The organism is Mesorhizobium sp. M0306 (assembly GCF_040321655.1).
Classification (GTDB): Bacteria; Pseudomonadota; Alphaproteobacteria; order Rhizobiales; family Rhizobiaceae; genus Mesorhizobium.
Genome location: NZ_JAMYRY010000003.1, coordinates 87,129 through 110,062 on the forward strand (window position 1 = coordinate 87,129; position 22,934 = coordinate 110,062).

17 protein-coding genes and 1 pseudogene are annotated in these 22,934 nt (G+C 62.5%); 8 read left to right on the plus strand and 10 right to left on the minus strand.

The annotated features are described in order from the left end of the window. Positions 1-59: 59 nt before the first annotated feature. The gene (katG, locus tag NKI95_RS07340) at positions 60-2,258 is read right to left on the minus strand and encodes a catalase/peroxidase HPI (protein WP_352715394.1); all 2,199 of its coding nucleotides are present in this window, start codon (positions 2,256-2,258) and stop codon (positions 60-62) included. A gap of 147 nt (positions 2,259-2,405) precedes the next feature. Between katG and NKI95_RS07345 the strand changes: the two genes are divergently transcribed. After that, positions 2,406-3,314, plus strand: a complete 909-nt coding sequence (locus NKI95_RS07345; protein ID WP_352715397.1) for a hydrogen peroxide-inducible genes activator — start codon at positions 2,406-2,408, stop codon at positions 3,312-3,314. Between the two features lie 504 nt (positions 3,315-3,818). Continuing rightward, positions 3,819-5,060, plus strand: a complete 1,242-nt coding sequence (locus NKI95_RS07350) for a coiled-coil domain-containing protein (protein ID WP_352715400.1) — start codon at positions 3,819-3,821, stop codon at positions 5,058-5,060. Positions 5,061-5,953: 893 nt separating this feature from the next. Here NKI95_RS07350 and NKI95_RS07355 read toward each other — a convergent pair. Continuing rightward, the gene (locus NKI95_RS07355; RefSeq protein ID WP_352715401.1) at positions 5,954-6,556 is read right to left on the minus strand and encodes a cupin domain-containing protein; all 603 of its coding nucleotides are present in this window, start codon (positions 6,554-6,556) and stop codon (positions 5,954-5,956) included. 371 nt (positions 6,557-6,927) lie between these two features. On the opposite strand from NKI95_RS07355, the gene NKI95_RS07360 reads away from it, so the two are divergent. Next, entirely contained in the window at positions 6,928-8,694 is a 1,767-nt protein-coding gene (locus tag NKI95_RS07360) for an adenylate/guanylate cyclase domain-containing protein (RefSeq protein ID WP_352715404.1), read from the plus strand. 206 nt (positions 8,695-8,900) lie between these two features. Here the strand turns inward: NKI95_RS07360 and NKI95_RS07365 are convergent. Further along, positions 8,901-9,147: pseudogene (locus tag NKI95_RS07365) on the minus strand (adenylate/guanylate cyclase domain-containing protein); the annotation flags it as partial. A gap of 482 nt (positions 9,148-9,629) precedes the next feature. On the opposite strand from NKI95_RS07365, the gene NKI95_RS07370 reads away from it, so the two are divergent. The 3 genes from NKI95_RS07370 (at position 9,630) to NKI95_RS07380 (ending at position 13,296) form a co-directional block, all read left to right on the plus strand. Continuing rightward, complete coding sequence (locus NKI95_RS07370; RefSeq protein WP_292663629.1) at positions 9,630-10,772, plus strand: TRAP transporter substrate-binding protein; 1,143 nt, start codon at positions 9,630-9,632, stop codon at positions 10,770-10,772. 107 nt (positions 10,773-10,879) lie between these two features. Then, entirely contained in the window at positions 10,880-11,548 is a 669-nt protein-coding gene (locus NKI95_RS07375; RefSeq protein WP_292663631.1) for a TRAP transporter small permease subunit, read from the plus strand. Further along, positions 11,545-13,296: a TRAP transporter large permease gene (locus NKI95_RS07380; protein ID WP_292663634.1), complete on the plus strand. Its 1,752-nt coding sequence runs from the start codon at positions 11,545-11,547 to the stop codon at positions 13,294-13,296. The genes NKI95_RS07375 and NKI95_RS07380 overlap by 4 nt, the downstream gene beginning before the upstream one ends. A gap of 284 nt (positions 13,297-13,580) precedes the next feature. On the opposite strand, the gene NKI95_RS07385 is transcribed toward NKI95_RS07380, so the two are convergent. From NKI95_RS07385 to hisS, 6 genes are all read right to left on the minus strand, one after another. Beyond that, positions 13,581-14,684, minus strand: a complete 1,104-nt coding sequence (locus tag NKI95_RS07385) for a calcium:cation antiporter (RefSeq protein WP_352715406.1) — start codon at positions 14,682-14,684, stop codon at positions 13,581-13,583. A 40-nt stretch (positions 14,685-14,724) separates the two neighbouring features. Further along, positions 14,725-14,946, minus strand: coding sequence for a cysteine rich repeat-containing protein (locus NKI95_RS07390; protein ID WP_352715409.1), 222 nt, complete (start codon positions 14,944-14,946; stop codon positions 14,725-14,727). 60 nt (positions 14,947-15,006) lie between these two features. Next, positions 15,007-16,773 carry an AMP-binding protein gene (locus NKI95_RS07395; protein ID WP_352715411.1) on the minus strand — a complete coding sequence of 589 codons (1,767 nt, stop codon included), beginning with the start codon at positions 16,771-16,773 and terminating at the stop codon, positions 15,007-15,009. Between the two features lie 377 nt (positions 16,774-17,150). Then, complete coding sequence (gene hisG, locus NKI95_RS07400) at positions 17,151-17,876, minus strand: ATP phosphoribosyltransferase (RefSeq protein WP_352715413.1); 726 nt, start codon at positions 17,874-17,876, stop codon at positions 17,151-17,153. Then, a complete protein-coding gene (locus NKI95_RS07405; protein ID WP_352715416.1) occupies positions 17,873-18,994 on the minus strand; it encodes an ATP phosphoribosyltransferase regulatory subunit in 1,122 nt (373 codons plus the stop codon). Before NKI95_RS07405 ends, hisG begins: the two co-directional genes overlap by 4 nt. Positions 18,995-19,187: 193 nt before the next feature. Continuing rightward, positions 19,188-20,750 carry a histidine--tRNA ligase gene (gene hisS / locus NKI95_RS07410; RefSeq protein WP_352715419.1) on the minus strand — a complete coding sequence of 521 codons (1,563 nt, stop codon included), beginning with the start codon at positions 20,748-20,750 and terminating at the stop codon, positions 19,188-19,190. A gap of 210 nt (positions 20,751-20,960) precedes the next feature. Between hisS and NKI95_RS07415 the strand changes: the two genes are divergently transcribed. Further along, entirely contained in the window at positions 20,961-21,212 is a 252-nt protein-coding gene (locus tag NKI95_RS07415; protein ID WP_352715422.1) for a hypothetical protein, read from the plus strand. Positions 21,213-21,216: 4 nt separating this feature from the next. On the opposite strand, the gene NKI95_RS07420 is transcribed toward NKI95_RS07415, so the two are convergent. Next, complete coding sequence (locus NKI95_RS07420) at positions 21,217-21,852, minus strand: DNA-3-methyladenine glycosylase I (RefSeq protein WP_352715425.1); 636 nt, start codon at positions 21,850-21,852, stop codon at positions 21,217-21,219. Between the two features lie 222 nt (positions 21,853-22,074). On the opposite strand from NKI95_RS07420, the gene NKI95_RS07425 reads away from it, so the two are divergent. Next, a complete protein-coding gene (locus NKI95_RS07425; RefSeq protein WP_352715428.1) occupies positions 22,075-22,809 on the plus strand; it encodes a L,D-transpeptidase in 735 nt (244 codons plus the stop codon). The last annotated feature ends 125 nt before the right edge of the window (positions 22,810-22,934 follow it).

Below are 22,934 nucleotides of genomic sequence, written 5' to 3' on the forward strand. Positions count from 1 at the left end.
AAAAGGCGCGGGTCGAGGCCCGCGCCTTTTTCGTTGCGTCGAGAACTTCGTGTGCCGGATCAGGCTGCGAGGTCAAAACGGTCGGCGTTCATCACCTTGGTCCAGGCAGCGGCGAAATCCCTGACGAACTTCTGCCCGGCGTCGGCCGATCCGTAGACCTCGGCAAGCGCACGCAACTGCGCGTGCGAGCCGAAGATCAGATCCGCGCGGGTGCCGGTCCACTTGACAGCCCTGGTCTTGCGGTCGCGCGCTTCGTAGACTTCATCGAAGCCGGCGGCCGGATCCCAGACCGTGTTCATGGAGAGCAGGTTGACGAAGAAATCGTTGGTCAAGGTGCCCGGCCTGTCGGTGAACACCCCGTGCTTCGAGTTGCCGGTGTCGGCGCCGAGCACCCGCAACCCGCCGACGAGCACCGTCATCTCCGGCGCCGTCAAGGTCAGCAGCTGTGCCCGGTCGACCAGCATGGCCTCGACCGACATCGGCGGCTTGCCCCTGACATAATTGCGGAAGCCATCGACTTTCGGCTCGAGCGCGGCGAAGGACTGGACATCCGTCTGTTCCTGCGAGGCGTCCATGCGGCCCGGCGTGAACGGCACCTTGACGTCATGGCCACCGTCTTTGGCCGCCTTCTCGACCGCGGCGACGCCGCCGAGAACGATCAGGTCGGCAAGCGAGACCTTCTTGCCGCCAGACTGCGAAGCATTGAAGCCCTTCTGGATCGCTTCGAGCGTCTCGAGCACCTTGGCCAGCTGTGCCGGCTGGTTGACCTCCCAATCCTTCTGCGGCGCCAGGCGGATGCGGGCGCCGTTGGCGCCGCCGCGCTTGTCGGAGCCGCGGAAAGTCGAGGCCGAGGCCCAGGCGGTCGAGACCAGTTCGGACACGGACAGGCCGGAGGCCAGGATCTTCGCCTTCAGCGAGGCGATATCCTGCTCGTTGACCAGCTCGTGGTCGACGGCCGGGATCGGGTCCTGCCAGATCAGCTCTTCCTTCGGCACGAGCGGGCCGAGATAGCGGACGGCCGGACCCATGTCGCGGTGGGTCAGCTTGAACCAGGCGCGGGCAAACGCGTCCGCGAGCTGATCCGGATTCTGATGGAACCGCCGCGAGATCTTCTCGTAGGCCGGGTCGACGCGCAGCGCGAGGTCTGTGGTCAGCATCGCCGGCGCGCGGCGCTTCGAGGCATCGTGCGCGTCCGGCACGGTGCCTGCACCGGCACCGCCCTTCGGCGTCCACTGATGGGCGCCGGCCGGGCTCTTGGTCAGCTCCCATTCGTAGTTGAACAGATTGTCGAAGAAGTTGTTGCTCCATCTGGTCGGCGTCGTGGTCCAGGTCACCTCGAGGCCCGAGGTGATGGCGTCGCCGGCAATGCCGGTGGCATGTTTGCTCGACCAGCCGAGGCCCTGCGCCTCGATGCCGGCGCCTTCCGGCTCCGCCCCGACCAGCGATGCATCACCGGCGCCGTGCGTCTTGCCGAAAGTGTGACCGCCGGCGATGAGCGCCACGGTTTCCTCATCGTTCATGGCCATGCGGGCGAAGGTTTCGCGGATGTCGCGCGCCGCGGCCAAGGGATCGGGCTTGCCGTTCGGCCCTTCCGGGTTGACGTAGATCAGCCCCATCTGCACGGCGCCGAGATGGCCGTGAAGTTCGCGGTCGCCGGAATAGCGCTCGTCGGCGAGCCACTTGGTTTCCGACCCCCAGTCGACGTCCTGCTCGGGCTCCCAGACATCGGCGCGGCCGCCGGCGAAGCCGAACGTCTTGAAGCCCATCGATTCCAGCGCGACGTTGCCGGCGAGGATCAACAGGTCGGCCCAGGAGATTTTCCTGCCGTATTTCTGCTTGATCGGCCACAGCAGCCGGCGCGCCTTGTCGAGATTGGCGTTGTCCGGCCAGCTGTTGAGCGGCGCGAAACGCTGCTGGCCGGCGCCGGCGCCGCCACGGCCATCGCCAATGCGATAGGTGCCAGCGCTGTGCCAGGCCATGCGGATGAAGAGCGGGCCGTAATGGCCGAAATCGGCCGGCCACCAATCCTGCGAATCGGTCATCACCTGGTGCAGATCCCTGATCACCGCATCGAGATCGAGGCTCTTGAATTCCTTGGCGTAGTCGAAGTCCTCGTCCATCGGGTCCGAGAGGTTCGACTGCTGGTGGAGGACACCGAGGTCAAGCTGGTTCGGCCACCAGTCACGGTTGCTCCTCCTGGCCGATCCATGTGGGACCGGGCATTTGCCGGCGCTGTTGTCGTCGGTTTTCGCGTCCATCTTTGCCTCCGATTTTGTTGATTTTCTGCGATTTGTTGATTTTCCGGGCTGGGCCAGCGGCCGCGCCATTCTGGAATGGTTCCAGACTAGCCTGCCCGGCCGATAAAGACAAATTGCCTTTGCTGTTTATTCTGATAGGTTTTCCTTATGATCGGCTTGACCGTCCGGCAGATGCATTATTTCGAAGCGCTGGCGCAGACGCTGCATTTCGGCCGCGCGGCAAAACTCGCCGGCGTCAGCCAGCCGGCGCTGTCATCGCAGATCGCCGAGATGGAGCTGCGGCTCAATTGCCGGTTGTTCGAGCGCGGCGGCAAGGCGGTGCGGATGACCGACGAGGCGCAGGTCCTGCTGCCGCGCATCGAGCGCATTCTTGCCGACGTGCGCGACGTCGAGGCCACCGCCCGGCGCGGCCGCCCGGCGCTGGAGGGCCGCTTCCGGCTCGGCATCATCCCGACGGTGGCGCCCTATCTGCTGCCGCATGTGCTGCCGGAGCTGAAACGGCATTTCCCGGCCTTGCAGCTCGAATTGCGCGAGGCGGTGACCGCGTCGCTGGTCGAGGACACCAGTTCGGGAAAGCTCGACGCCTTCGTCGCTGCACTGCCGCTCGATTACCCAGGCCTGGTCACCGAGGAACTTTTCTCCGACCGGTTCTTCCTGGCCGTGCCGGCCGGCGACCCCGCCTTCGCCTCACCGCCGGTGCCGCCGGAAAGCCCGGCGCTGGAGCGGCTGATGCTGCTGGAGGAAGGCCATTGCCTGCGCGAACAGGCGCTCGCCGTCTGCGGCAGCGTGCGTCCGGTGGCGATGGCAAGCTACGGCGCGACCAGCCTGACGACGCTCTTACAGATGGTGGCGCATGGGCTCGGCGTCACGCTTATCCCGGAAATGGCGGCCGGGCCGGCCAGCACTATCCCCGATTTGAAGATCGTGCCGTTCCAGGAACCAATGCCGCAACGCACGATCTGCCTCGCCTGGCGGCGCAACAAGGTGCGCCACGACGAATGCGTGGAACTGGCGAAGATCATTCGCAGGTTGGATGCGGCGGTGCTGGCGGCTTGAGCGGCGGATGTTGGGTCGGTTAGCCCCGAAGCGGACCCGCAAGCCAAGCCCCTTCGAATGGAACGGCTTCAATCCTTGCTCCAGGCTGCGAGCAAGCCGCCATGCGGCTCCACACCAAGGTCCGGCACGATGAATGTATCGAGCCGGCGAACATCATCCGCGGGTTGGAGGCGGCGGTACTGGCTGGGTGAGGTACGCCGTACCATCCAGCGGAAGTTTGGTGTTGACCCGAAGTCGACCTTCGCAGACCTGAATGGCTGCTTTGCGCCGCATCACAGCCGTTGGGTAGGGAAGATGGTCATCCCGAAAGCCGAAAGTTCCGTTTGTTCGAATGATGACAACCAAGGAAATAGGAAACAGCCTTTGCGCGCTATTCCCGTGCTTTGGCGTTGCCGAGGGTGCTTCACCAGCATTGATCTTTTTGATGCGGCATCCAGGGCGCCGCGGCGTGCAGTAAGTGGAGAATACAATAGCGGTGAGGGCCGCGATCGGTGAGGTTCAGTGATGAATCATGCGCAGAGTACCAAGTCAAAATGTCTCCGCTGTGACTTCACCTTTATTAAACGACGGCCCTTGATTTTACTTCACGAGATACGCGGCATGAGGTGCAACGCCATGCCATCCCTCATTCCGTTATGCTTCGTTCTGCTGTTGGCATCTCCGGCAAATGGTCAGTTGGCGCCCGAAGCGTCAGCGGTTGCCACAGCTAACGACAGCTCGTCGGTCGTGGTTTCCAAACACACCGAGGTCGGCAAAGAACCGGGCAAGCCACAACCGAACGCGCTCGGATCCCATAAATCTAGAGAGCTGGTGCTCAGCGAAACACAGGCACTCAAGAAGGGCGCGCAAACGCCGCTCGGCGAGCATGAGGAGGCTTTACGCCGCGAATTGGCCGCAGCACGAGCGGAGCTAGACGTTATGCAGCGCGGCGCACGTGAGCTAAGCGCCCAGGCACACGTACTGGCAGACACGGTGGCTCAGCAAGCACAAGCCCTAAATGAGCAGCAGCGGACAGACGAAGCGCTCGCGCTCGATCTGGAGACGGCGCAGCGCGTTATCGAAAGCTACAGGGCCGAAGCCAGTCTCTGGAACAGCGAGAAGGCTGCCGCGCTTGGAGCGCACCCCTCTATGGAAGCCTCTCAGCTTGCTGCGAAGCGAACGCTTGATGACGAGCGGCACAAGGTTGAGCTCTTGGAACAAGAACTTACCACGGCTCGCCAAACTATCGATGCTCTTAAGAAAGGCGTAAATCTGGCAGCCGTCGAGCAGGCGAACGCCATAAGGGACCGACAGGTGGCCGAGGCCGCTCTAAAGCAGGCTCGAGAAACACTCGAACGGGGACGCGAACGAGCAGATTCAGCTGTACGTGACCTCGATATTGTTCGCCAGGAACGCGATGCTTTAAAGCAGAACTCGGTAGAATTGAGTGCCGCGCTGGACCAAGAGCGTGAAAGGGATATCGGTCTAGCCCGCAGCCTCAGTGCAGCGCGTGAGGCAATTGATATTGTCAAGGGTAAGCGTCGCACTGCGGCTGTGGAGCGCGCGCCGAAAGCACGTACCCCCGCACTTGCAAGTAGGTTATCGCGTTCGGGCGCCCAACCAGCCCGTAAACCGGGCTTGCCGGAAAAACAGAAAGTGAAGGTCCAAAAGCCGCCGCAAACTGCTCTGCTGGCAACCATACCTCTTCCTGCAGCATTGCTTCCAACACGGCCATCAAAAAGCTCGAGCCGCGCCAGTGAAGACTAGGGAGCGAAATGGATGCCGCAGGGAGACGACAATGAAGAAGTATGTCGCAGCCGCGTTGACAATCGGGATCACAATTGGACCTGCGTCAGCTCTTGAAGCAGGTGTGGGCGGTGGGGCGGGCGGTGTCGGGGTCGGTGCTGGAGTGAGCGCCGGTTCGCAAGGCGTATCTGTGGGGGCGGGCACGAGCGTCGACGGCGTAGGCGGGGCAAATGTTGGAGCTTCGGTCGGTGCGGATGACGGATCAGTCGACGCAGGCGTTAGTGCCAGCGGCAACGTTGGTGATACAAGCACAAGTGCCACTGTGGGCGACGATCCGTCCGCCGAAAACGAAGCGGCTACCGCACCCGACAGTTCGACTGCAGTGACAGCCCCTTCCTCTGCCAAGACCGCTGGGCAATCCATCGTCCTGCCACCCGTCCTCAGGCCTTCCAAAGCCGGTGACGGTGACTCCACCAAGGGATATCCCTTTGTATCTCCGGGACCACTGACAGCGAAACCCGGTACGCCGATTGTGATCGTGCGAGCCTGCCGCGCGGCGATCATGGCCGCTGCGATGCCGCTTGGGGCCGTCCGTGTCCACGCGGCAAGCGCAGGCGCGTTGGATCAACGTCGGGGTGCACTCACGGCGCCGATCGAGGTGCGAATAGACTATGCAAGAAAAGGCGGCATCGAAGTCCGGCAGGCGCAAGTCAGTTGTCGTCTCGATGCATCGGGCAGGGTCACTGCAATAATATAGCGCCAAGCCTGATTTGCCAGCCTGCGCACACCGACAGCGGCACGATCCGCTTTTCCATCTACAAGGCGGCCTCCTTCGGCGGTGGCGCCGGAGGTGTTGGTCAAAGGTTCGGTTTGAGCCCCGAAGCCAACCCGCAGCCCCTTCGAAAGGGACGACTTCAGTCCCTTTCCCAGGCGGCGAGCAATGGGCCTTTGCTCCCATAGACAGGGTCCTTGCGCGGGCGGCCTATCCTGGGGATCGTCACCACCGCCCTGGCATGATCGGCGGCGGTCGTGCACAGGTCATAGGTGCCGGAAGGAGGATAGGCGCCGACGACCAGAAAATCGTCGGACGCGGAAAGACGCTGGTGCCCGGTGCCGGCCGGAATCACCGCGACGTCGCCGGCCTTCAGCGACAGCGTTCGCCCCTTGCTGCCGCCAAAGCGGACCTTGGCCGTGCCGCGCGCAACGCCCAGCACCTCGTGTATCCGCGAATGGTAGTGGACGTAGTCGTAGATGCCATTGCGCCAACTATCGCCCCAGCCATTTGCGTCGAAAAGCGCCTCCATGACCGCCGCCGGATCGAATTCCTCGGGCAGCTTGACGGCGCCGCGATAGACGACAAGCGGCCAGGACGGATGATTGGGCACGAGGCCATCATCCCCAAAACGAAATTCGTTCGGTTTGCGCGGTCTGACCAGATCGGCGACCTCTCGCCTGCCCGGCCTGGCGACACCGGTGACCTGCTCGACGGCTTTCTTGGTGGTTTGCAGGATGCTCATGGGGTGACCTTGGGTATGGTGGCGAGCTTCATGCGGATTAACCGGTTGCGTGGCGGTCAGTTCCGTTGACGGCAGAGATCTGCGATCTGCGCCACGGCGGCTCCGCAACAAGATCCGGCAAATCCTGAATGGCTGCTTTGCGCCGCATGGCAGTCATTCCTGCGGTCCCGTCCATTCAACAAAAGCGGACATCGCCAATGGACAGGCCACAGGCAGCTATGCGCCCGACATTTTGCCTCGAACGACGGGAGTAGATCCTAAGCAGACCATCCGACCAATGGCTCGGAGCTATCTTCCTTTGGCCTAACCGCTCTATGTTGAGACAGCGTGCCTGGTCGGCAGTAGTGTCAGACTGGAGGGAGGAGCATCACATGAGTGAGACCCGCAAAATTGCAGCGATCCTGGTCTCGGATGTGGTCGGCTACAGCCGGCTAGCCGGCGCGGATGAGGATCGCATCTTGGCACGGCTGCGGGCGCTGCGCAGCGATCTCATCGACCCCACCATCGCCGTTCATCGTGGCCGCGTCGTCAAGCGCACAGGCGACGGGAGCCTTGTCGAGTTCAGCAGCGTTGTGGAAGCAGTGCGCTGCGCGCTGGAAGTGCAGAACGCCATGCTTGAGCGCAATGCCGGGGTGCCGGATGATCGCCGCATCGAGTTCCGGATCGGCATTCACTTGGGCGACGTCGTGCAAGAACGCGATGGCGACCTGATGGGCGATGGCGTCAATATCGCCGCGCGCCTAGAAGGAATCTGCGAACCTGGCAATATCTGTCTTTCCGAGCAAGCCTATTGGCAGGTTAAATCAAGGCTCGATATCGCGATCAACGATCGCGGTGCGGTTCAGCTCAAGAACATCGCCGAGCCGGTCCGGGTTTATTCGCTACAGGTCGGCATTCCCGCGAAGGCCAGACCCGCGGCATCGGCGGAGGCCCTCGTGCCGGACAAGCCTTCGCCGCAGCTCGCGCTGCCCGACATGCCTTCGATTGCCGTGCTGCCCTTTGTCAACATGAGTGGCGACGCCGAACAGGAGTTCTTCACTGACGGGCTGACGGAGGACATCATTACCGATCTGTCGAATGTGCCCGGCTTCTTCGTCATCGCCCGCAACTCCACCTTTGCCTACAAAGGCAAGCCCACCGACGTCCGTCAGATCGCTCGCGATCTGGGCGTCAAATATCTCCTCGAGGGCAGCGCGAGGCGGTCCGTCAAGCGTTTGCGCGTCAATGTGCAGCTGATCAACGCGGCCGAAGGCGGCAATCATGTGTGGGCCGAGCGCTTCGACCGCGAAATTGTCGACATCTTTGAAGTTCAGGACGAGGTCACGCGCCGCGTTGTTGAAGCGATCTCCGGCAAGATTGGTGCGAAGAATATTTCTGCCCGTTCTAGGCCATCAAATCTAGAAGCCTATGACCTTTGTGTTAGGTCACGGGAGAAATGGACCATGTCCAGATCAGACAACAGCGACGCGCGTTCAGCTTTGGAACGCGCCGTTTCGCTTGAACCAAACTATTGTGAAGCGCACAGCAATCTTGCCCTTGTGCTGTTATTTGGCTGGGTTGATTGGGGAGAACCACAGATACCCGATCGCGCAAATGCTCTGATGCACGCGCAACGAGCCATGGAAATCGATCCCGGCGATTCCAACGTTCGCAGGATCCTGGGCTGCGTTCAGCTTTTTGAGCGCAATTGGGATGAAGCAAAATTCCAATTCGATGCTGCCATACGGATAAATCCCAACAATGCAGATGCGGTAGCATGGATTGGGGAGCTTCAAATCTACTTGGGCAAGCCGCAAGCGGCGCTGACAGCTTGTGAAGAGGCGTTCCGACTAAATCCTCGTCCACCTGGTTGGTACTTCTGGATCGTGGGAATGGCGCAGATTTCCACCGGTCACTACGAAGAAGCTGTTGCGACCTTGAGCCTGGAGGAAACATATGGGACCGGTTCAAGGGTGAACCTGATTGCCGCGCTTGCTCTTGCCGGCCGCTTGCCTGAGGCACAAGAGGAAGCCCGCCTATTTCTTACGGGCAATCCAGGTTGGACGATCGGTGAACTGACAGCGAACTTGCCCTTTAGGAGCATGAGTGCTGCGCAGCCCTTTGTCGATGGCTGGCGTCGGGCGGGCTTGCCAGACTAGGCGGCACGGCAAGGGGGCCGTTTCCAAAGGCAATGGCGTAAGCTAACTACGGCTCCAGCAGTGTCGACAAGCCAATGGCCCTTTCTAGATAGCGCAAACATGCTGGCGCGCTGTTTCGACATCGCATAACTTGTTGCCAGTTTCCTTGGCTGGTCGCATGGGATCGCGCTGCACGATGGGTAAGAACACTTGGACCGCAGAGCAGGATCGGCTGCCTTGATGCCGATGCGGAATTCAATGGGCCTGTCGGACGGCACTTCTGCGTTACGCTCGTGCATCTTGTGCTGGATTTCGACGGCGCAGGCCCCCGCATTAGCACGCTCGGGAACTCGACCAGTAAGCCGTCGCCGGTCAGCTTGACTATCCTGCCCTGATGCTCAGCGATCTTGGCGTACACCAGTTCGTGGCGATGCGCCTTGAAAGTCGACAGGGTCCGCTCTCGTCGAGATCCATGAGCCTGGAGTAGCCGACCACATCGGCCGCGAGATGGCGGCAAGGCTAGGCTGACAGCGTTCTTGGCCATTGGCAATGTGCTGACGAGCAAGGAAATCGTGCGGATTGTTTGGGCCCTCAGGCGTGGTGTCTATCGCGCCCCTTGGCTGTTATTGGGTTAGCTTAAGACCTTGGTCGCGCCACGCCGAACGTCCGCTCTCTTTTTTCGGACGCCATAAACCGACCTTCCGAATTCGGCCCCCATGCTGCCGGGCGGCAATGCGCCCGAATGCGGACCTTTGTATCCTTCGCAAGAGCGGTCATTCAATGGCGCGATGCGTAACTGCTACTCGCCCATTGCTTGGGAAAATACCCCCACCTGTCCTTAAGAAAGAACCGCACTAGTTTAGGCGATGGGACGCGCGCTGCAATTTTTGCTGGGCCGTCGTTGAGAAGTATTGTCGGACGTGGGCTTGAAAAGCCAACACCTTCGGGAGGAACCGATGACCAAAGCAAGTATCCAGACCAATATGAGGTCGCGCCGCAAGTTCCTTGGCGAGGCGGCCGTGGCAGCTGCGGCGATCGTTGCTGCGCCAAGCGTCGTCAAGGCGCAAGGGCCGGTCAGCATGCGCTGGCAGAGCACATGGCCTTCCAAGGATATCTTTCACGAATTCGCGCTTGATTTCGCCAAGAAAGTCAACGACATGACGGGCGGCGACCTCAAGATCGAGGTGCTGCCGGCGGGCGCCGTGGTGCCTGCGTTCGGCCTGCTTGACGCGGTGTCGCAAGGAACGCTTGATGGCGGCCACGGCGTGCTCGTCTACCACTACGGAAAGCAGACGGCGCTAGCGCTCTGGGGATCCGGCCCGGGCTTTGCCATGGACGCCAACATGCTGCTGGCCTGGCACAAATACGGTGGCGGGAAGGAGCTCCTTGCAAAGCTCTATGATTCCATAGGCGCCAATGTGGTTTCCTTCCCCTATGGACCGATGCCGACACAGCCGCTCGGCTGGTTCAAGAAACCGGTTTCCAAGGTCGAAGACATCCAAGGCCTCAAGTTCCGTACCGTTGGCATCTCGATTGACGTCTTCACCGGCCTGGGTGCGGCCGTCAACGCGCTACCTGGCGGTGAAATCGTTGCGGCATTGGATCGCGGCCTGCTCGACGCGGCCGAGTTCAACAACGCCTCGTCCGATCGGGTGCTTGGTTTTCCGGACGTGTCCAAGGTCTGCATGCTGCAGAGCTATCACCAGAATGCGGAGCAGTTCGAGGTCCTGTTCAACAAGGCGAAATACGACGCCCTGCCCGATCAGATGAAGGCAATCATCACCAATGCGGTCGAGGCAGCCTCGCAGGACATGGCCTGGAAGGCGATCGACCGTTATTCGAAAGACTATTTGGAGATGCAGACGCAGGACAAGGTCAAATTCTACAAGACACCGGAAGCAATCCTCAAGCGACAGCTGGAGGTCTATGACGAGGTCGTGAAGAAGAAGGCGGCTGAAAACCCGCTGTTCAGGGAGGTCCTTGAGTCGCAGATCGCCTTTGCCCGGCGGACAACACAATGGGAACAGGACGTAGTCGTCAGCCGCCGCCTGGCCTTCGATCATTACTTCGGACGTGGCGGGGCAGCAAAGAATATCTGAAGCACAGTTTGAGCCGGCAAGGCACCATCGGGGCCATGACCGAACGGTGCCTTGCCTTCTTACCGACACTCACTCTGGCCAACACTCTGGCCATCCGGCTGCCTCGCATGAACGTCCAGCAGTTCCTGAATACAGTCGATGCAATCAGCGCGTGGGTCGGCAAGGCCGCGGCGTGGCTGATCATCGGGCTGATGACGCTGGTCTGCGCCGAGGTCTTCAAGCGCTACATCCTGAACATGCCCACGGCGTGGATATTCGACGCCAGCAACATGTTGTACGGCTCGCTGTTCATGCTCGCCGGAGCCTATGCGCTGGCGCAGAATGCCCATGTGCGCGGCGACTTTCTCTACAGCTCGATGCGACCCCGGATCCAAGCCGCGCTCGATCTTTTGCTGTACGTGGTTTTCTTCCTGCCGGGGATCGCGGCCCTCGTCTATGCAGGCTACGACTATGCCGCGATTTCATGGCGGATCGGGGAGCATTCGACCGTGACAGCGGAGGGTCCGCCGATCTACCAATTCAAATCGGTCATTCCGCTGGCCGGCGCCCTGGTGATGCTCCAGGGCGTGGCCGAAATCGTGCGCTGCATCGTCTGTCTCAGGACTGGGCAATGGCCCAGCCGGCGCAAGGACGTTGCAGAGATCGACGTCGTGGAGGGACAGCTCGCGCTCAGCGAATATGTGGATGAAGGGACGCGCAAGACCGCCATCGAGCGCGCACAAAAGATAGACGAGGAAGCACGCCAGCGCGGAATGGGTGGAGACCTGCAGAGTTGAGCGATCCAGCCCTCGGACTCACGATGCTCATGCTCATCGTGGTCGTCATCGTCATGGGTTTCCCGACAGCCTTCACGCTGATGGGCCTTGGCATGTTTTTCGGGTTCTATGCGTTCTACAACCCGGCGGAGCACTGGATCGACAACCGCGTCTTCGATCTGATGGTCGAGCGCACTTATGGGGCAATGACCAATGACGTCCTGATCTCCATCCCGCTTTTCGTGCTCATGGGATATGTGATGGAACGCGGGGCGCTGGTCGACAAGATGTTCTACAGCATCCAGCTTTCGTTCCGACGGGTACCGGCGTCGCTGGCCATTGCTACGCTTATCGTCTGCACCTTCTGGGGCATCGCCAGTGGCCTCGTCGGCGCCGTTGTGGTCCTGATGGGGGTGATTGCCTTCAATCCGATGCTGCGCGCCGGATACGATGTGAAGCTCGCTTCCGGCGTGATCACCGCGGGCGGCACGCTGGGCATCCTGATCCCGCCCTCGGTCATGATCATCGTCTATGCGGCGGTTGCAGGCCAGTCCATCGTGAAGCTCTATGCCGCGGCGATGTTCCCCGGTTTTTTCCTCGCTTTCCTTTATCTCGTCTACATTCTTGGCTGGGCGATAATCAATCCGAAGATCGCCCCGCCTTTGCCGGAGGATCAAACAAGGGTCCCGGTGCCGGCGTGGATGCGAAGCTTTCAGACAGTTTACTCGCGCAACATGCTTGTTGGACTTCTTTCCGCATTGTTCTCGCCGTCCAAGGCGACGGCGCTCGAGACGGAGAGCGGACGCCTCACATATTGGAAGCTGTTCAAGAATTTCTGCGCTGCGCTGGTGCCCTTCGCCTTGATAGTACTCACCCTCTTGCTGGTGTGGTGGTATGTCGTCATCTATCCGCAAGCATCGGCCGACGTCGAAGCTCCAGCCGGATTGGAGCAGCTCGGTGCTCCGGCGGTGGAGGAACTCGGCGCACCCGCGGTGGATGCAGGGCCGGCAACCAGCTTCTACGTCACCTTCGGCATCATCGCGGCACTCGCCGCGGTGGTGCTCGTCCGCTACTACCGGAACATGACCGCCGAACGGCTCGAGATCCTGAAGCTCCTGGTCTCGTCGGTCATGCCGCTGGGCATACTTACCGTCGTCGTGCTCGGCGTCATCCTATTCGGAATCACGACGGCGACCGAGTCCGCGGCAGTCGGCGCCGCTGGTGCCTTTCTGCTGGCGTTCCAGGCCCGAACGCTCGACTGGAAGCGCATCAAGGAAGCAGTGTTCCTGACGGCGAAGACCACAGCCATGGTTTGCTGGCTCTTTGTCGGCTCGGCGCTGTTCTCCGCCGTTTTTGCGATCCTCGGCGGCCAGGCACTTCTCGAGCAATGGGTGCTGTCGCTCGACTTGTCGCCCGTGCAGTTCATGATCCTGTCTCAAGCGATCATATTCATTCTCGGTTGGCCGCTCGAATGGACCGAAATCATCATCATCTTCGTGCCGATCTTCCTGCCGATGTTGAAGCACTTCAACATCGACCCGATCCTCTGGGGGGTTCTCGTCTTCGTGAATTTGCAAGCGGCGTTCTTGTCACCCCCGGTAGCGATGTCGGCGTTCTATCTCAAGGGCGTTTCCCCACCGCACGTCACCCTCAACCAGATATTCGCAGGCATGATGCCTTACATGCTGATCGTCATCCTCTGCATGATCCTCATGTATATCTGGCCCGGCATGGCGCTCTGGCTTCCGAACTATCTTTACGGCGGCTGAGAAAGACTCGGTTCTCGGACGCCTTCCGCGACAGCGCGTTTTCGGCCGCTTTGACCCACGGGATGTCCTTTTGAACGCCAAAGCAGGATCTCGGAGATACAGGTGATCGGAAGGTCTACTTTCGGGCTACAATCGGCGCGAGCGAATGACGGGTCACAGTTCACGTCGACGCACGCAGGGCATGAAGGTCCGCTTCTGGCCTTCCGAGCCTCGAAGCCGCAAGTCCGCTTTCGGCCCTATTGAGACGTTCAAGCAGTTTTCCTACCTATTCGCACCCAGCACTCTCACGGCACAAAAATCAAAAACACATACGTGCAAAACACCACCAGATGCACCAGCCCGGTCAGGAACGTCGTTCTCTCCGTACTAAAGCTCACATTGCAGATAAAAAGCGCCAGAACCAACAGCACCGTGTCGGTCGCCGGCAGCCCCAAGGTCAGCCCTCTTCCGGTCAGCAGGCTGGCGGCGGCGATGCCCGGTATTGTCAGGCCGATCGTGGCGCAGGCCGAACCCATCGCGACGTTCAGGCCGCGCTGCAGCTCGTTGCTGAGGGCGGCGCGAACCGCCGAAATCGCTTCCGGCATCAAGACCAGCCCGGCGATCATTGCGCCGACAATGGCGTCGGCCTGGGGCACCTGGTAGGCGACGAGCGCGTCTTCGACGCTGGCGGCGACCTGCTCGGCCAGCATGACGATGCCGATCAGCCCGATCAGCAGGAGAACAACGCCGGCGGCGATGCTTTCGTGGGCGTCGGTTCGCGCTGCTGCGCCATGCGCTTGTGCGTCGATAAAATCGTCGCGGTGGCGGACAGTCTGCGCGAACAGAAAGCCGGCATAGAGCAGCACGGAAAGGACGCTGACGAAGCCGAGTTGCGCCGCCGAGAACGTGCCGGGATCGGTGGTTCGCGTGTAGGTCGGCAGAATGAGCGTCATGACGCTCAGCGCGACCAGCACCGCCAGATAGGCGCTGGTTCCTTGGCGGACGATCGCCTGCTTGCGATGACGCCAGCCGCCAAGCGTGAGACACATGCCGACAACGCCGGTTGAGGTGATCATCACCGTCGAGAAGACGGATTCGCGGGCAAGCGTCGGGTTGTTGGCGCCGTGCAGCATGATGGAAACGATGATCGACACTTCGATTGCCGTCACGGCGATGGTCAGCACCAGCGTGCCGTACGGCTCGCCTACCCGCCTGGCCACCGCCTCGGCGTGGTCGAGCACGACGAAAATGGTGATGAACATGATCGCGCTCGACAGCGCGCCGATGAATATCCTGGTGCCCAGCGACCCTTCGTCCACCGACACCCCGCTGGCCCTGACCGCGACAGCCATCGCCAGGGCGGCCAACGGCATGCCGTAGGAAACCGCCGATCTTGCGAAACCACTCATTGTCACCTTTTTGCGTTCCACCCGCAGGGAAGCTCGCGCGCTAGCCGGGCGTGTTGGCCTTGACGACCTTCTTGCATTCGGGCGTCAGCTCGCTCATGTGACCGGCCAGGCATTTGACGACGCGGCCACCGCCCGGCAACACGCCCTTGCACAACTTTTGGTAATCTGCCTGGCAGGCCTCACGCTCGGCCGCCGTCTGCGCCAGCGCCGCGGTGGCTGCCAGCTGAGTTGCCAGGAAAAGCACGCTTAACCCAATCCGCATGGAACACCCCCTCAATATGTTGCCCAAACAACGCCTCCGTCACGCGTAGACGCAAGTCTTTCACGCCGTCTTCTGCGTCACCAGTCCCAGTTCATCGATCATCGCCTGGCGCATCAGGAATTTCTGCGGCTTGCCGGTCACCGTCATCGGCAATTCGGTGCGGAAGCGGATGTAGCGCGGGATTTTGAAATGGGCGATCTGGCCGGCGCAGAAGGCCTTGATCTCCTGCTCCGTGGTGATCTGGCCGGGCTTCAGCACGATCCAGGCGCACAGCTCCTCGCCATATTTCGGGTCAGGAATGCCGAACACCTGCACCTCCTTGACCTTGGGGTGGCGATAGAGGAACTCCTCGACCTCGCGCGGATAGACGTTCTCGCCGCCGCGGATGACCATGTCCTTGACCCGACCGACGATGTTGCAATAGCCCTCGGCATCGATGGTGGCGAGGTCGCCGGTGTGCATCCAGCCGTCGGCGTCGATGGCCTCGCGGGTCTTCTGCTCGTCGTCCCAATAGCCCTTCATCACGGAGTAGCCGCGCGTGCAGAGCTCGCCCGGCGCACCGACCGCGACGGTGGCGCCTTCGGCGTCGATGGCCTTGACCTCGACATGCGGATGGACGCGGCCGACGGTCGAAACGCGCTTTTCCAGGGGATCGTCGACGCTGCTCTGGAACGACACCGGGCTGGTTTCGGTCATGCCATAGGCGATGGTCACCTCGGCCATATGCATCAGCGACACCACCTTTTTCATCACCTCGATCGGGCATGGCGAGCCGGCCATAATGCCGGTGCGCAGGCTGGTGAGATCGAAGGAGGCGAACTCCGGATGATCGAGCAGGCCGACGAACATGGTCGGTACGCCGTAGAGCGCGGTGCAGCGTTCCGTTGCCACCGCTTTCAGCGTGGCGCCGGCATCGAAACCCTCGCTCGGGAAAACCATGGTCGCGCCCTTGGTGACGCAGCCCATCGTACCCATCGACATGCCGAAGCAATGGTAGAGCGGCACCGGGATGCACAGCAGGTCGTCGACGGTGAGCCTGATTGCCGAAGTGACGAAATTGCCGTTGTTGACGATGTTGTTGTGGGTCAGCGTCGCGCCCTTCGGCGCGCCGGTCGTGCCGCTGGTGAACTGGATGTTGATGGCGTCGTCCGGTTTCAGCCCGTCGGTGATGCGGTCGAGCCTGTCATGTTCGTCGCGCCCGGCCATCGCCAGCACGTCGGCGAAGTTGAACATGCCCGGCGAACTCTCCTCGTCCATGCGGATGACGATCTTCAGCGCCGGCAGTCTGTTGGCTTCGAGCTTGCCCGGGGTGGCCTTGGCAATCTCCGGCGCCAGCGTCTCGATCATGCCGAGATAGTCGGAACTCCTGAATTTGGCGGCGGTGACCAGCGCCTTGCAGCCGACCCTGTTCAAGGCATATTCCAGTTCGACCAGCCGGTAGGCCGGGTTGATGTTGACCAGGATCAGGCCGATGCGGGCGGTGGCGAATTGCGTCACCAGCCATTCCCAGCGGTTCGGCGACCAGATGCCGACGCGATCGCCTTTCTCGAGGCCGAGCACCAGGAAGCCGGCGGCCAGCGCATCGACCGTGTCCGACAGTTCCTCCCAGGTAAAGCGCTTGTCCTGCTCGACGAAGACGGCGGCATCGAGCGTGCCGTATTTGCCGACGGTGTCGGCAAACAGCGCCGGGATCGTCAGGTTGAGGAGCGGCACGCTGCGGTCACCGGAGACATGCGCGGTGCCGTCGACCGGCGCAATGAACGAGCCACCCTCGCCCTTGCCGCGCAGGCTGGCGGCATTCTTCAACTCGTCGAGATTGATCGGCATCGCCGTGTCCTCCGCAGACAGGCCGAGCCTATCAGCCCGGCGGGGTGGTGGAAATCCCGTCGATGGTAGGGCTGGGGTTGGAACTCGCCTGTCAGGGCCGAAAACAAAAAACCCGCCTCGGCGGGCGGGTCTTCGGGGCCAATTGGCACCATAGCGGGATTAGTAGCATAGCTGCCGGCACAAAGCAAGAACAAAATTGCTGTGTTATAGGGAAATCGCTCAGGCACCAGCGGCCAAGCTGCTCATCTCCCTCCTTGAGGGGGAGATGCCAAGTGGTGCCAAAAGAGGGCAGGCCAGAGGGGGTCGTCTCGCGTGGAGCACCAGCCTGTTCTGTCGTTAAGGGAGTCGCGTCAAGGCGAACCGACCCCCTCTGTCGCCTACGGCGACATCTCCCCCTCAAGGGGGGAGATTGGCCGCGACGCCATCCTGGCCGCAACATCCCGCAACACCGCCTCGTCGGCCGCGGCGCGCATCTTCCGCGACGCCACGAGGCAGGCCTGCGAGCGCAGGATCACCCCATCGGCCAGCACTTTCAGATGGTTGGCGCGCAGGGTCGAGCCTGACGTGGTGATGTCGACGACGATGTCGGCCAATCCCGCAGCCGGCGCGCCTTCGGTGGCGCCGAGGCTTTCGACGATGCGGTAGACCTGGATGCCATGCTTTTGCGAAAAGAACTGCTGGGTCAGGCGCCAGTATTTGGTGGCGATCCTGAGTCGCCGGCCATGGCGCTGGCGAAAATCGGCGGCGACGTCGTCGAGGTCGGCCATCGTGTCGACGTCGAGCCAGATGTCGGGCACGGCGACGACGACATCGGCATTGCCGAAACCGAGGCGGGCGATGATTTCGGCGCGCGCCTCGCAATCGGCGAGGTTTTCGCGCAGCAAATCCTCGCCGGTGATGCCGAGATCGACCGAGCCCTGGCCGATATCGCCGGCAATCTCGGAGGCCGACAGGAACGCCACCTCGACGCCGTCCAGGCCATCGATGCGGGCGCGGTATTTGCGCTCGTCGCCAGGCAGGCTGACGGCAAGCCCCGCCTTGGCCAGCACCTCCAGCGCCTGCTCCTTGAGCCGGCCTTTCGACGGGATCGCCAGCGTGATCATGGCGCCGTCTCCCGCAGCGCCTCGATGCGGTCGAGCCAGACGGAAAAGCCGACGCCGGGGATCGGCGTTTTTGCGCCGAGCAGCGTCAGCAGCCGGTCGTAGCGGCCACCGCCGGCCAGCGGCCGGTCGCCGTCCTGCGCCGCGATCTCGAAGACGAGGCCGGTGTAGTAATCGAGCGGACGGCCGAAGGCGGCGTCGTAGCGGATTTCAGACATCGGCAGGCCGAGGCTTTCGATCGCCGCGGCGCGGGCAGAAAAATTCTCCAGCGCAGCCCCCAGCGAAAGCCCGGCATCGGCCGCGAAAGTTTCTAGCGCCGGGGCGGCGCTATCGAGCGGCACGTCGATCGCCAGAAACCCCTTCAGCGCCGCAAATGCCTCGTTCGACAGCCGCACGCTGCGCAGCTCGGCCTTCTCGATCAGGCGCCGCGCAATCTCGGACGGCGAACGCCCGGCTGTTGCCGACAGGCCGGCCTGTTCCATGCCGCCGGCGATATGCGCCGAAAGAGCTTCCAGATCGCCGTCGAGGACAAGGGCGGCGACCGGGCCGGCGAGCTGGCTGTTGCGCGGCGGATTGGCGAGGTCGGCAAGGGCAGCCTCGAGCATCGGCGCCGAGCCGAAGGCGCGGGCCAGCCGCATGCGCCAGCCGCGCGGCAGGCCAAGCGCTGCCAGCACCGCCTCGAAAATGGTCTGGTCGCCGAGCGTCACCGCCAGCTCCCGGCCGGGCAGCACCAGCGAAAGCAGCGCATGCGCATCGGCCAGCGAGCGCGCGTCGGCGGCGGCCGTGTCGCGGTCGCCGAGGTCCTCGATGCCGGCCTGGAAGAACTCGTTGCCGCCCTCGCGGCGCTGGCGAAACACCTCGCCGAGATAGGAGTAGCGGCGCGGCGTGCCGGCCTGGCTGGCAATGTGGTCGAGGCAGACCGGAATGGTGAATTCCGGCCGCAGGCAAAGCGTCTGCCCGGTCTCGCTTTCGGTGAGAAAAATTCGGCGCCGCAAATCCTCGCCGGCCATGTCGAGGAACGGATCGGCCGGCTGCAGCACAGCGACTTCGACCGCATGAGTGTTGCGCGCGGCGAAGAGCGTCGCGATGTCGGATGCGATGGCGGGATAGCGGGAGGTCATGGGGATGTGGGGCGCGAGGCACCCCCCTCTGGCCTGCCCTCTTTGCCACTACTTGGCATCTCCCCCTCAAGGGGGGAGATTGGCAGCTTCGCGGTCGGCGCATCGCTTGCTGTTTTGAAAACTTGGCGACGGCGGCGGCGAGATTGATCTCCCCCCTTGAGGGGGAGATGGCCGGCAGGCCAGAGGGGGGTGCTCACGCGCCACCTTTCGCCCGGTCGGCCGCCTGCGCCGCCAGTATCTTCTTCACCTCGGCGACCAGCTCGCCTTCCGCCACCGTCACCTGCGCCGGTCGTGCGGCGCGCCATTCGGCGTTGTCGGCGATCTCGGCCGACATCTTCGCGCCCTCGATCAGGTCCTTGATCTGCAGCTCGCCCTTGGCGCGCTCGTCGCCGCCCTGGATGATGGCGACCGGGCTGCCGCGGCGGTCGGCATATTTCAGCTGCGCCTTCATGCCGGCGCCGCCGAGATACATTTCCGAGCGGATGCCGGCGGCGCGCAGCTCGGCCACCATCTTCTGGTAGCGGCCGAGGCTTTCCGTGTCCTTGTCCATGGTCAGCACGACGACCGGCGCGATGACATCGGAAGTATCGAGCTTGCCGAGGTTCTTCAGCGCCGTCATCAGGCGGGAGACGCCGATGGAAAAACCGGTCGCCGGCACCGGCTCGCCACGGAAGCGCGAGACCAGACCGTCATAGCGACCGCCGCCGCCAACCGAGCCGAAGCGCACGATCTGCCCGTCCTCGTTGGGGATCTCGGCCAGCAGCTCGGCCTCATAGACCGGGCCGGTGTAATATTCGAGGCCACGCACGACAGAGGGGTCGATGCGGATGCGATCCTCACCGTAGCCGCTTTGTGCGACCATGGTTCTTATCTGCTCCAACTCTGCAAGGCCCTCGACAAACGAGGCGTTCGTGATGCCCAGATGTTCGAGTTTCCTTTCCTCGATAAGATTGCTGAGACCGGGGTTGATGGATCCCAGTGTCTGGACAATTTTTTCGGGATCGTGCTGCGCCATGACTGTGAAATAGCTGATGACAACGTCGATTTGCGTATTGTCCAGCCCGGCGCCCTTGGTGAAATCACCACTCTCGTCCTTGCGCCCGGCGCCCAGAAGCAGGCGCACGCCCGCGACGCCAAGCTTGTCCAGCTTGTCGATCGCCCGCAGCACGGTCAGCCGGCGGCCGATATTCTCGTCGCCGCCGAGGCCGATCGCCTCCAGCACGCCATCGAGCACTTTTCGGTTGTTGACGCGGACGACGTAGTCGCCGCGCTTGATGCCGAGCGCCTCCATCACATCGGCCATCATCATCGCCATCTCGGCGTCGGCGGCGACGCCCGGCGTGCCGACCGTGTCGGCGTCGAACTGCATGAACTGGCGGAAGCGGCCAGGACCGGGCTTTTCGTTGCGGAACACCCAGCCGGAGCGATAGCTGCGATAGGGTTTCGGCAGACGCTCGAAATTCTCGGCGACAAAGCGCGCCATCGGCGCGGTCAGGTCGTAGCGCAGCGACAGCCACTGGTCGTCGTCGTCCTGGAACGAGAACACGCCCTCGTTCGGCCGGTCCTGGTCGGGCAGAAACTTACCCAGCGCATCGGTGTATTCGATCAGCGGCTGGTCGACCGGCTCGAAACCGTAGAGCTCGAAGACCGAGCGGATCGTCGCCATCATCTTCTCGACAGCGCGCAGATCGTCGGCGCCGCGGTCGACAAAGCCGCGCGGCAGCCGCGCTTTCATCTTTTCGGATTTGTCGGCCATGGGATGGGTACTTTGCTAAGCAATTGGTGACTTATTTCGGGTCGGCGTGTCCTACCGATGCAGCCCGGAGAAGGCAAGGGTTTGCGCTTCTCCCTGCTCCCCTTGCGTGAGGAGGCAAGAAAAAGAAGCTGAAACAATTGCGCCATGCGCGCGGCATCGTGCCGACACAATCCGGGCCGATAAGCGCGCCGAAACACGGGGTTCGGGGCTATGGCCACGCTACAGAAGTTCGACATCATCGATAGCGGCGCACGCGACGTCTCGGTCCGGCTGCGGCCGGCCGATGGTTATGCGCCGAAGACGAAGCAAATCGCCGGACCGTTCGAGATCGCGGCGCAACAGCGCAGCGGGCCGACCATGCGCGACGTGCTGATGACCGGCCTGCTGGTGATTTATCCGGTGTTCGCCGCGCTGGCGGCCATCCTCGCCGGATTTTTCCTGGCCGGCGCCGGCGGCGCCTGAGCCGCTACTTCGGCCGCTTGAACGCTTTCCGCTCCGCCTCGACCGGCTCGCGGCAGACGCAGCCCTCGAGATGGTCGTTGACCAGCCCCATCGCCTGCATGAAGGCGTAGACGGTGGTCGGGCCGACAAAGCTCCAGCCGCGCTTCTTCAGCTCCTTCGAAATGCGGACCGAAACCGCCGTCGTCGGATTGGCGCGCAGATGGGCGAGGTCGACGATCTCGGGCCGCTCGTCCGGTCCGGGCTCGAACTTCCAGAACCAGGCGGCCAGCGAGCCGGCCTCGTCGATGAGTTCGCGGGCGCGCTTGGCGTTGTTGATGGTCGAGACGATCTTGCCGCGGTGGCGGATGATGCCGGCATTGCCGACCAGGCGCTCGACGTCTTCATCGGTGAAGGCGGCGATCTTGTCGACATCGAAGCCGGCAAACGCCTCGCGGAAATTGTCGCGCTTGCGCAATATGGTCAGCCAGGACAGGCCCGACTGAAAGCCTTCGAGGCAGATCTTTTCGAACAGCCGGCGGTCGTCGGCGACCGGCCGGCCCCATTCGTGATCGTGGTAGTGCAGATAATCCGGCAGGTTGCCGTGCCAGAAGCAGCGGGCGATGCCGTCGGCACCGGCAAGCAGACCTGTCTTTTCGTCCATGGCGGAATTCCGTTCGTGTCTTGACGTTAACGCGTTTTGACGCGGCCTTTACCGCGGCTTTACCAGATTCCTGAACCCGGCGGTAACCACACCAAAAGCTTTACTGACAGATCGGCATTTTACGCATTCCGATTCATGTTTCGGTTGCCGCTTCGCGCCCAATGTCGGCGAAATCGGGGAGGCTTTGCACCCCGGCATGTTCGACGATCAAGGTGCGTTGCGATGAAGATATTCTTGTTCCCACTGTTCGGCGCCGCCGCCGTGCTTGCGGCCGGCGCCGCCAATGCCAACGACCGCTATGCCGAGAGGCCGCCGGTGGTGGTCAGCCCCGACGTTTCGGCGCCCTGGGTGCTGCAGCTCGGCCATGCGCCGGGCATCGTGCGGCAGAGCCGGCAAGAAGTGCAGCCGCAACGGCGCTACCGGCGGCTGGCGGAACCGGATCAGCTGCGCACCGCAGCGCTGCAGGCACCGGCCAAGCGCATGGTGATGCGGCCGCAGATCGACCCTATCTATCTACCGCAGGAGGTCGCGTATGACGGCCCGCAGAAGCCGGGCACGATCGTCATCGATACGCGAGAGAATTTCCTCTATCTGGTCGAGAAGAACGGCAAGGCGCGGCGCTATGGCGTCGGCACCGGCAAGCCGGGCTTCGAATGGTCCGGCACCCACAAGATCACCAACAAGCGGGTCTGGCCGGACTGGCGGCCGCCGACGGTGATGATCGCCCGCGAAGCCGCCAAGGGCCGTTATCTGCCGACCTATCTCGCCGGCGGCATGGAAAACCCGCTCGGCGCGCGCGCGCTCTATCTCGGCTCGACCGAGTACCGCATCCACGGCACCAACCAGCCCTGGACGATCGGCGGCGCGGTGTCGTCGGGCTGCATCCGCATGCGCAACGAGGACGTGGTCGATCTTTACGAACGCGTGAATATCGGAACAACGGTGGTGGTGATATAGTTGCCGCAGCGAATCATCTGGTCTAGAAAGACATTCGCTTTGGCTTTCTGAGGCCAGATGAATGAATAACGGGGGACGGGCCGTGTGGGGATACGGCCAGTCACGAAAGGGCAGCGCGGCAAGCC

Coding starts and splice junctions, on each gene's coding strand:
- katG (WP_352715394.1), bottom strand. CDS start 2,258: ATGGACGCGAAAACCGACGACAACAGCGCCGGCAAATGCCCGGTCCCA.
- NKI95_RS07345 (WP_352715397.1), top strand. CDS start 2,406: ATGATCGGCTTGACCGTCCGGCAGATGCATTATTTCGAAGCGCTGGCG.
- NKI95_RS07350 (WP_352715400.1), top strand. CDS start 3,819: ATGAATCATGCGCAGAGTACCAAGTCAAAATGTCTCCGCTGTGACTTC.
- NKI95_RS07355 (WP_352715401.1), bottom strand. CDS start 6,556: ATGAGCATCCTGCAAACCACCAAGAAAGCCGTCGAGCAGGTCACCGGT.
- NKI95_RS07360 (WP_352715404.1), top strand. CDS start 6,928: ATGAGTGAGACCCGCAAAATTGCAGCGATCCTGGTCTCGGATGTGGTC.
- NKI95_RS07370 (WP_292663629.1), top strand. CDS start 9,630: ATGACCAAAGCAAGTATCCAGACCAATATGAGGTCGCGCCGCAAGTTC.
- NKI95_RS07375 (WP_292663631.1), top strand. CDS start 10,880: ATGAACGTCCAGCAGTTCCTGAATACAGTCGATGCAATCAGCGCGTGG.
- NKI95_RS07385 (WP_352715406.1), bottom strand. CDS start 14,684: ATGAGTGGTTTCGCAAGATCGGCGGTTTCCTACGGCATGCCGTTGGCC.
- NKI95_RS07390 (WP_352715409.1), bottom strand. CDS start 14,946: ATGCGGATTGGGTTAAGCGTGCTTTTCCTGGCAACTCAGCTGGCAGCC.
- NKI95_RS07395 (WP_352715411.1), bottom strand. CDS start 16,773: ATGCCGATCAATCTCGACGAGTTGAAGAATGCCGCCAGCCTGCGCGGC.
- hisG (WP_352715413.1), bottom strand. CDS start 17,876: ATGATCACGCTGGCGATCCCGTCGAAAGGCCGGCTCAAGGAGCAGGCG.
- NKI95_RS07405 (WP_352715416.1), bottom strand. CDS start 18,994: ATGACCTCCCGCTATCCCGCCATCGCATCCGACATCGCGACGCTCTTC.
- hisS (WP_352715419.1), bottom strand. CDS start 20,750: ATGGCCGACAAATCCGAAAAGATGAAAGCGCGGCTGCCGCGCGGCTTT.
- NKI95_RS07415 (WP_352715422.1), top strand. CDS start 20,961: ATGGCCACGCTACAGAAGTTCGACATCATCGATAGCGGCGCACGCGAC.
- NKI95_RS07420 (WP_352715425.1), bottom strand. CDS start 21,852: ATGGACGAAAAGACAGGTCTGCTTGCCGGTGCCGACGGCATCGCCCGC.
- NKI95_RS07425 (WP_352715428.1), top strand. CDS start 22,075: ATGAAGATATTCTTGTTCCCACTGTTCGGCGCCGCCGCCGTGCTTGCG.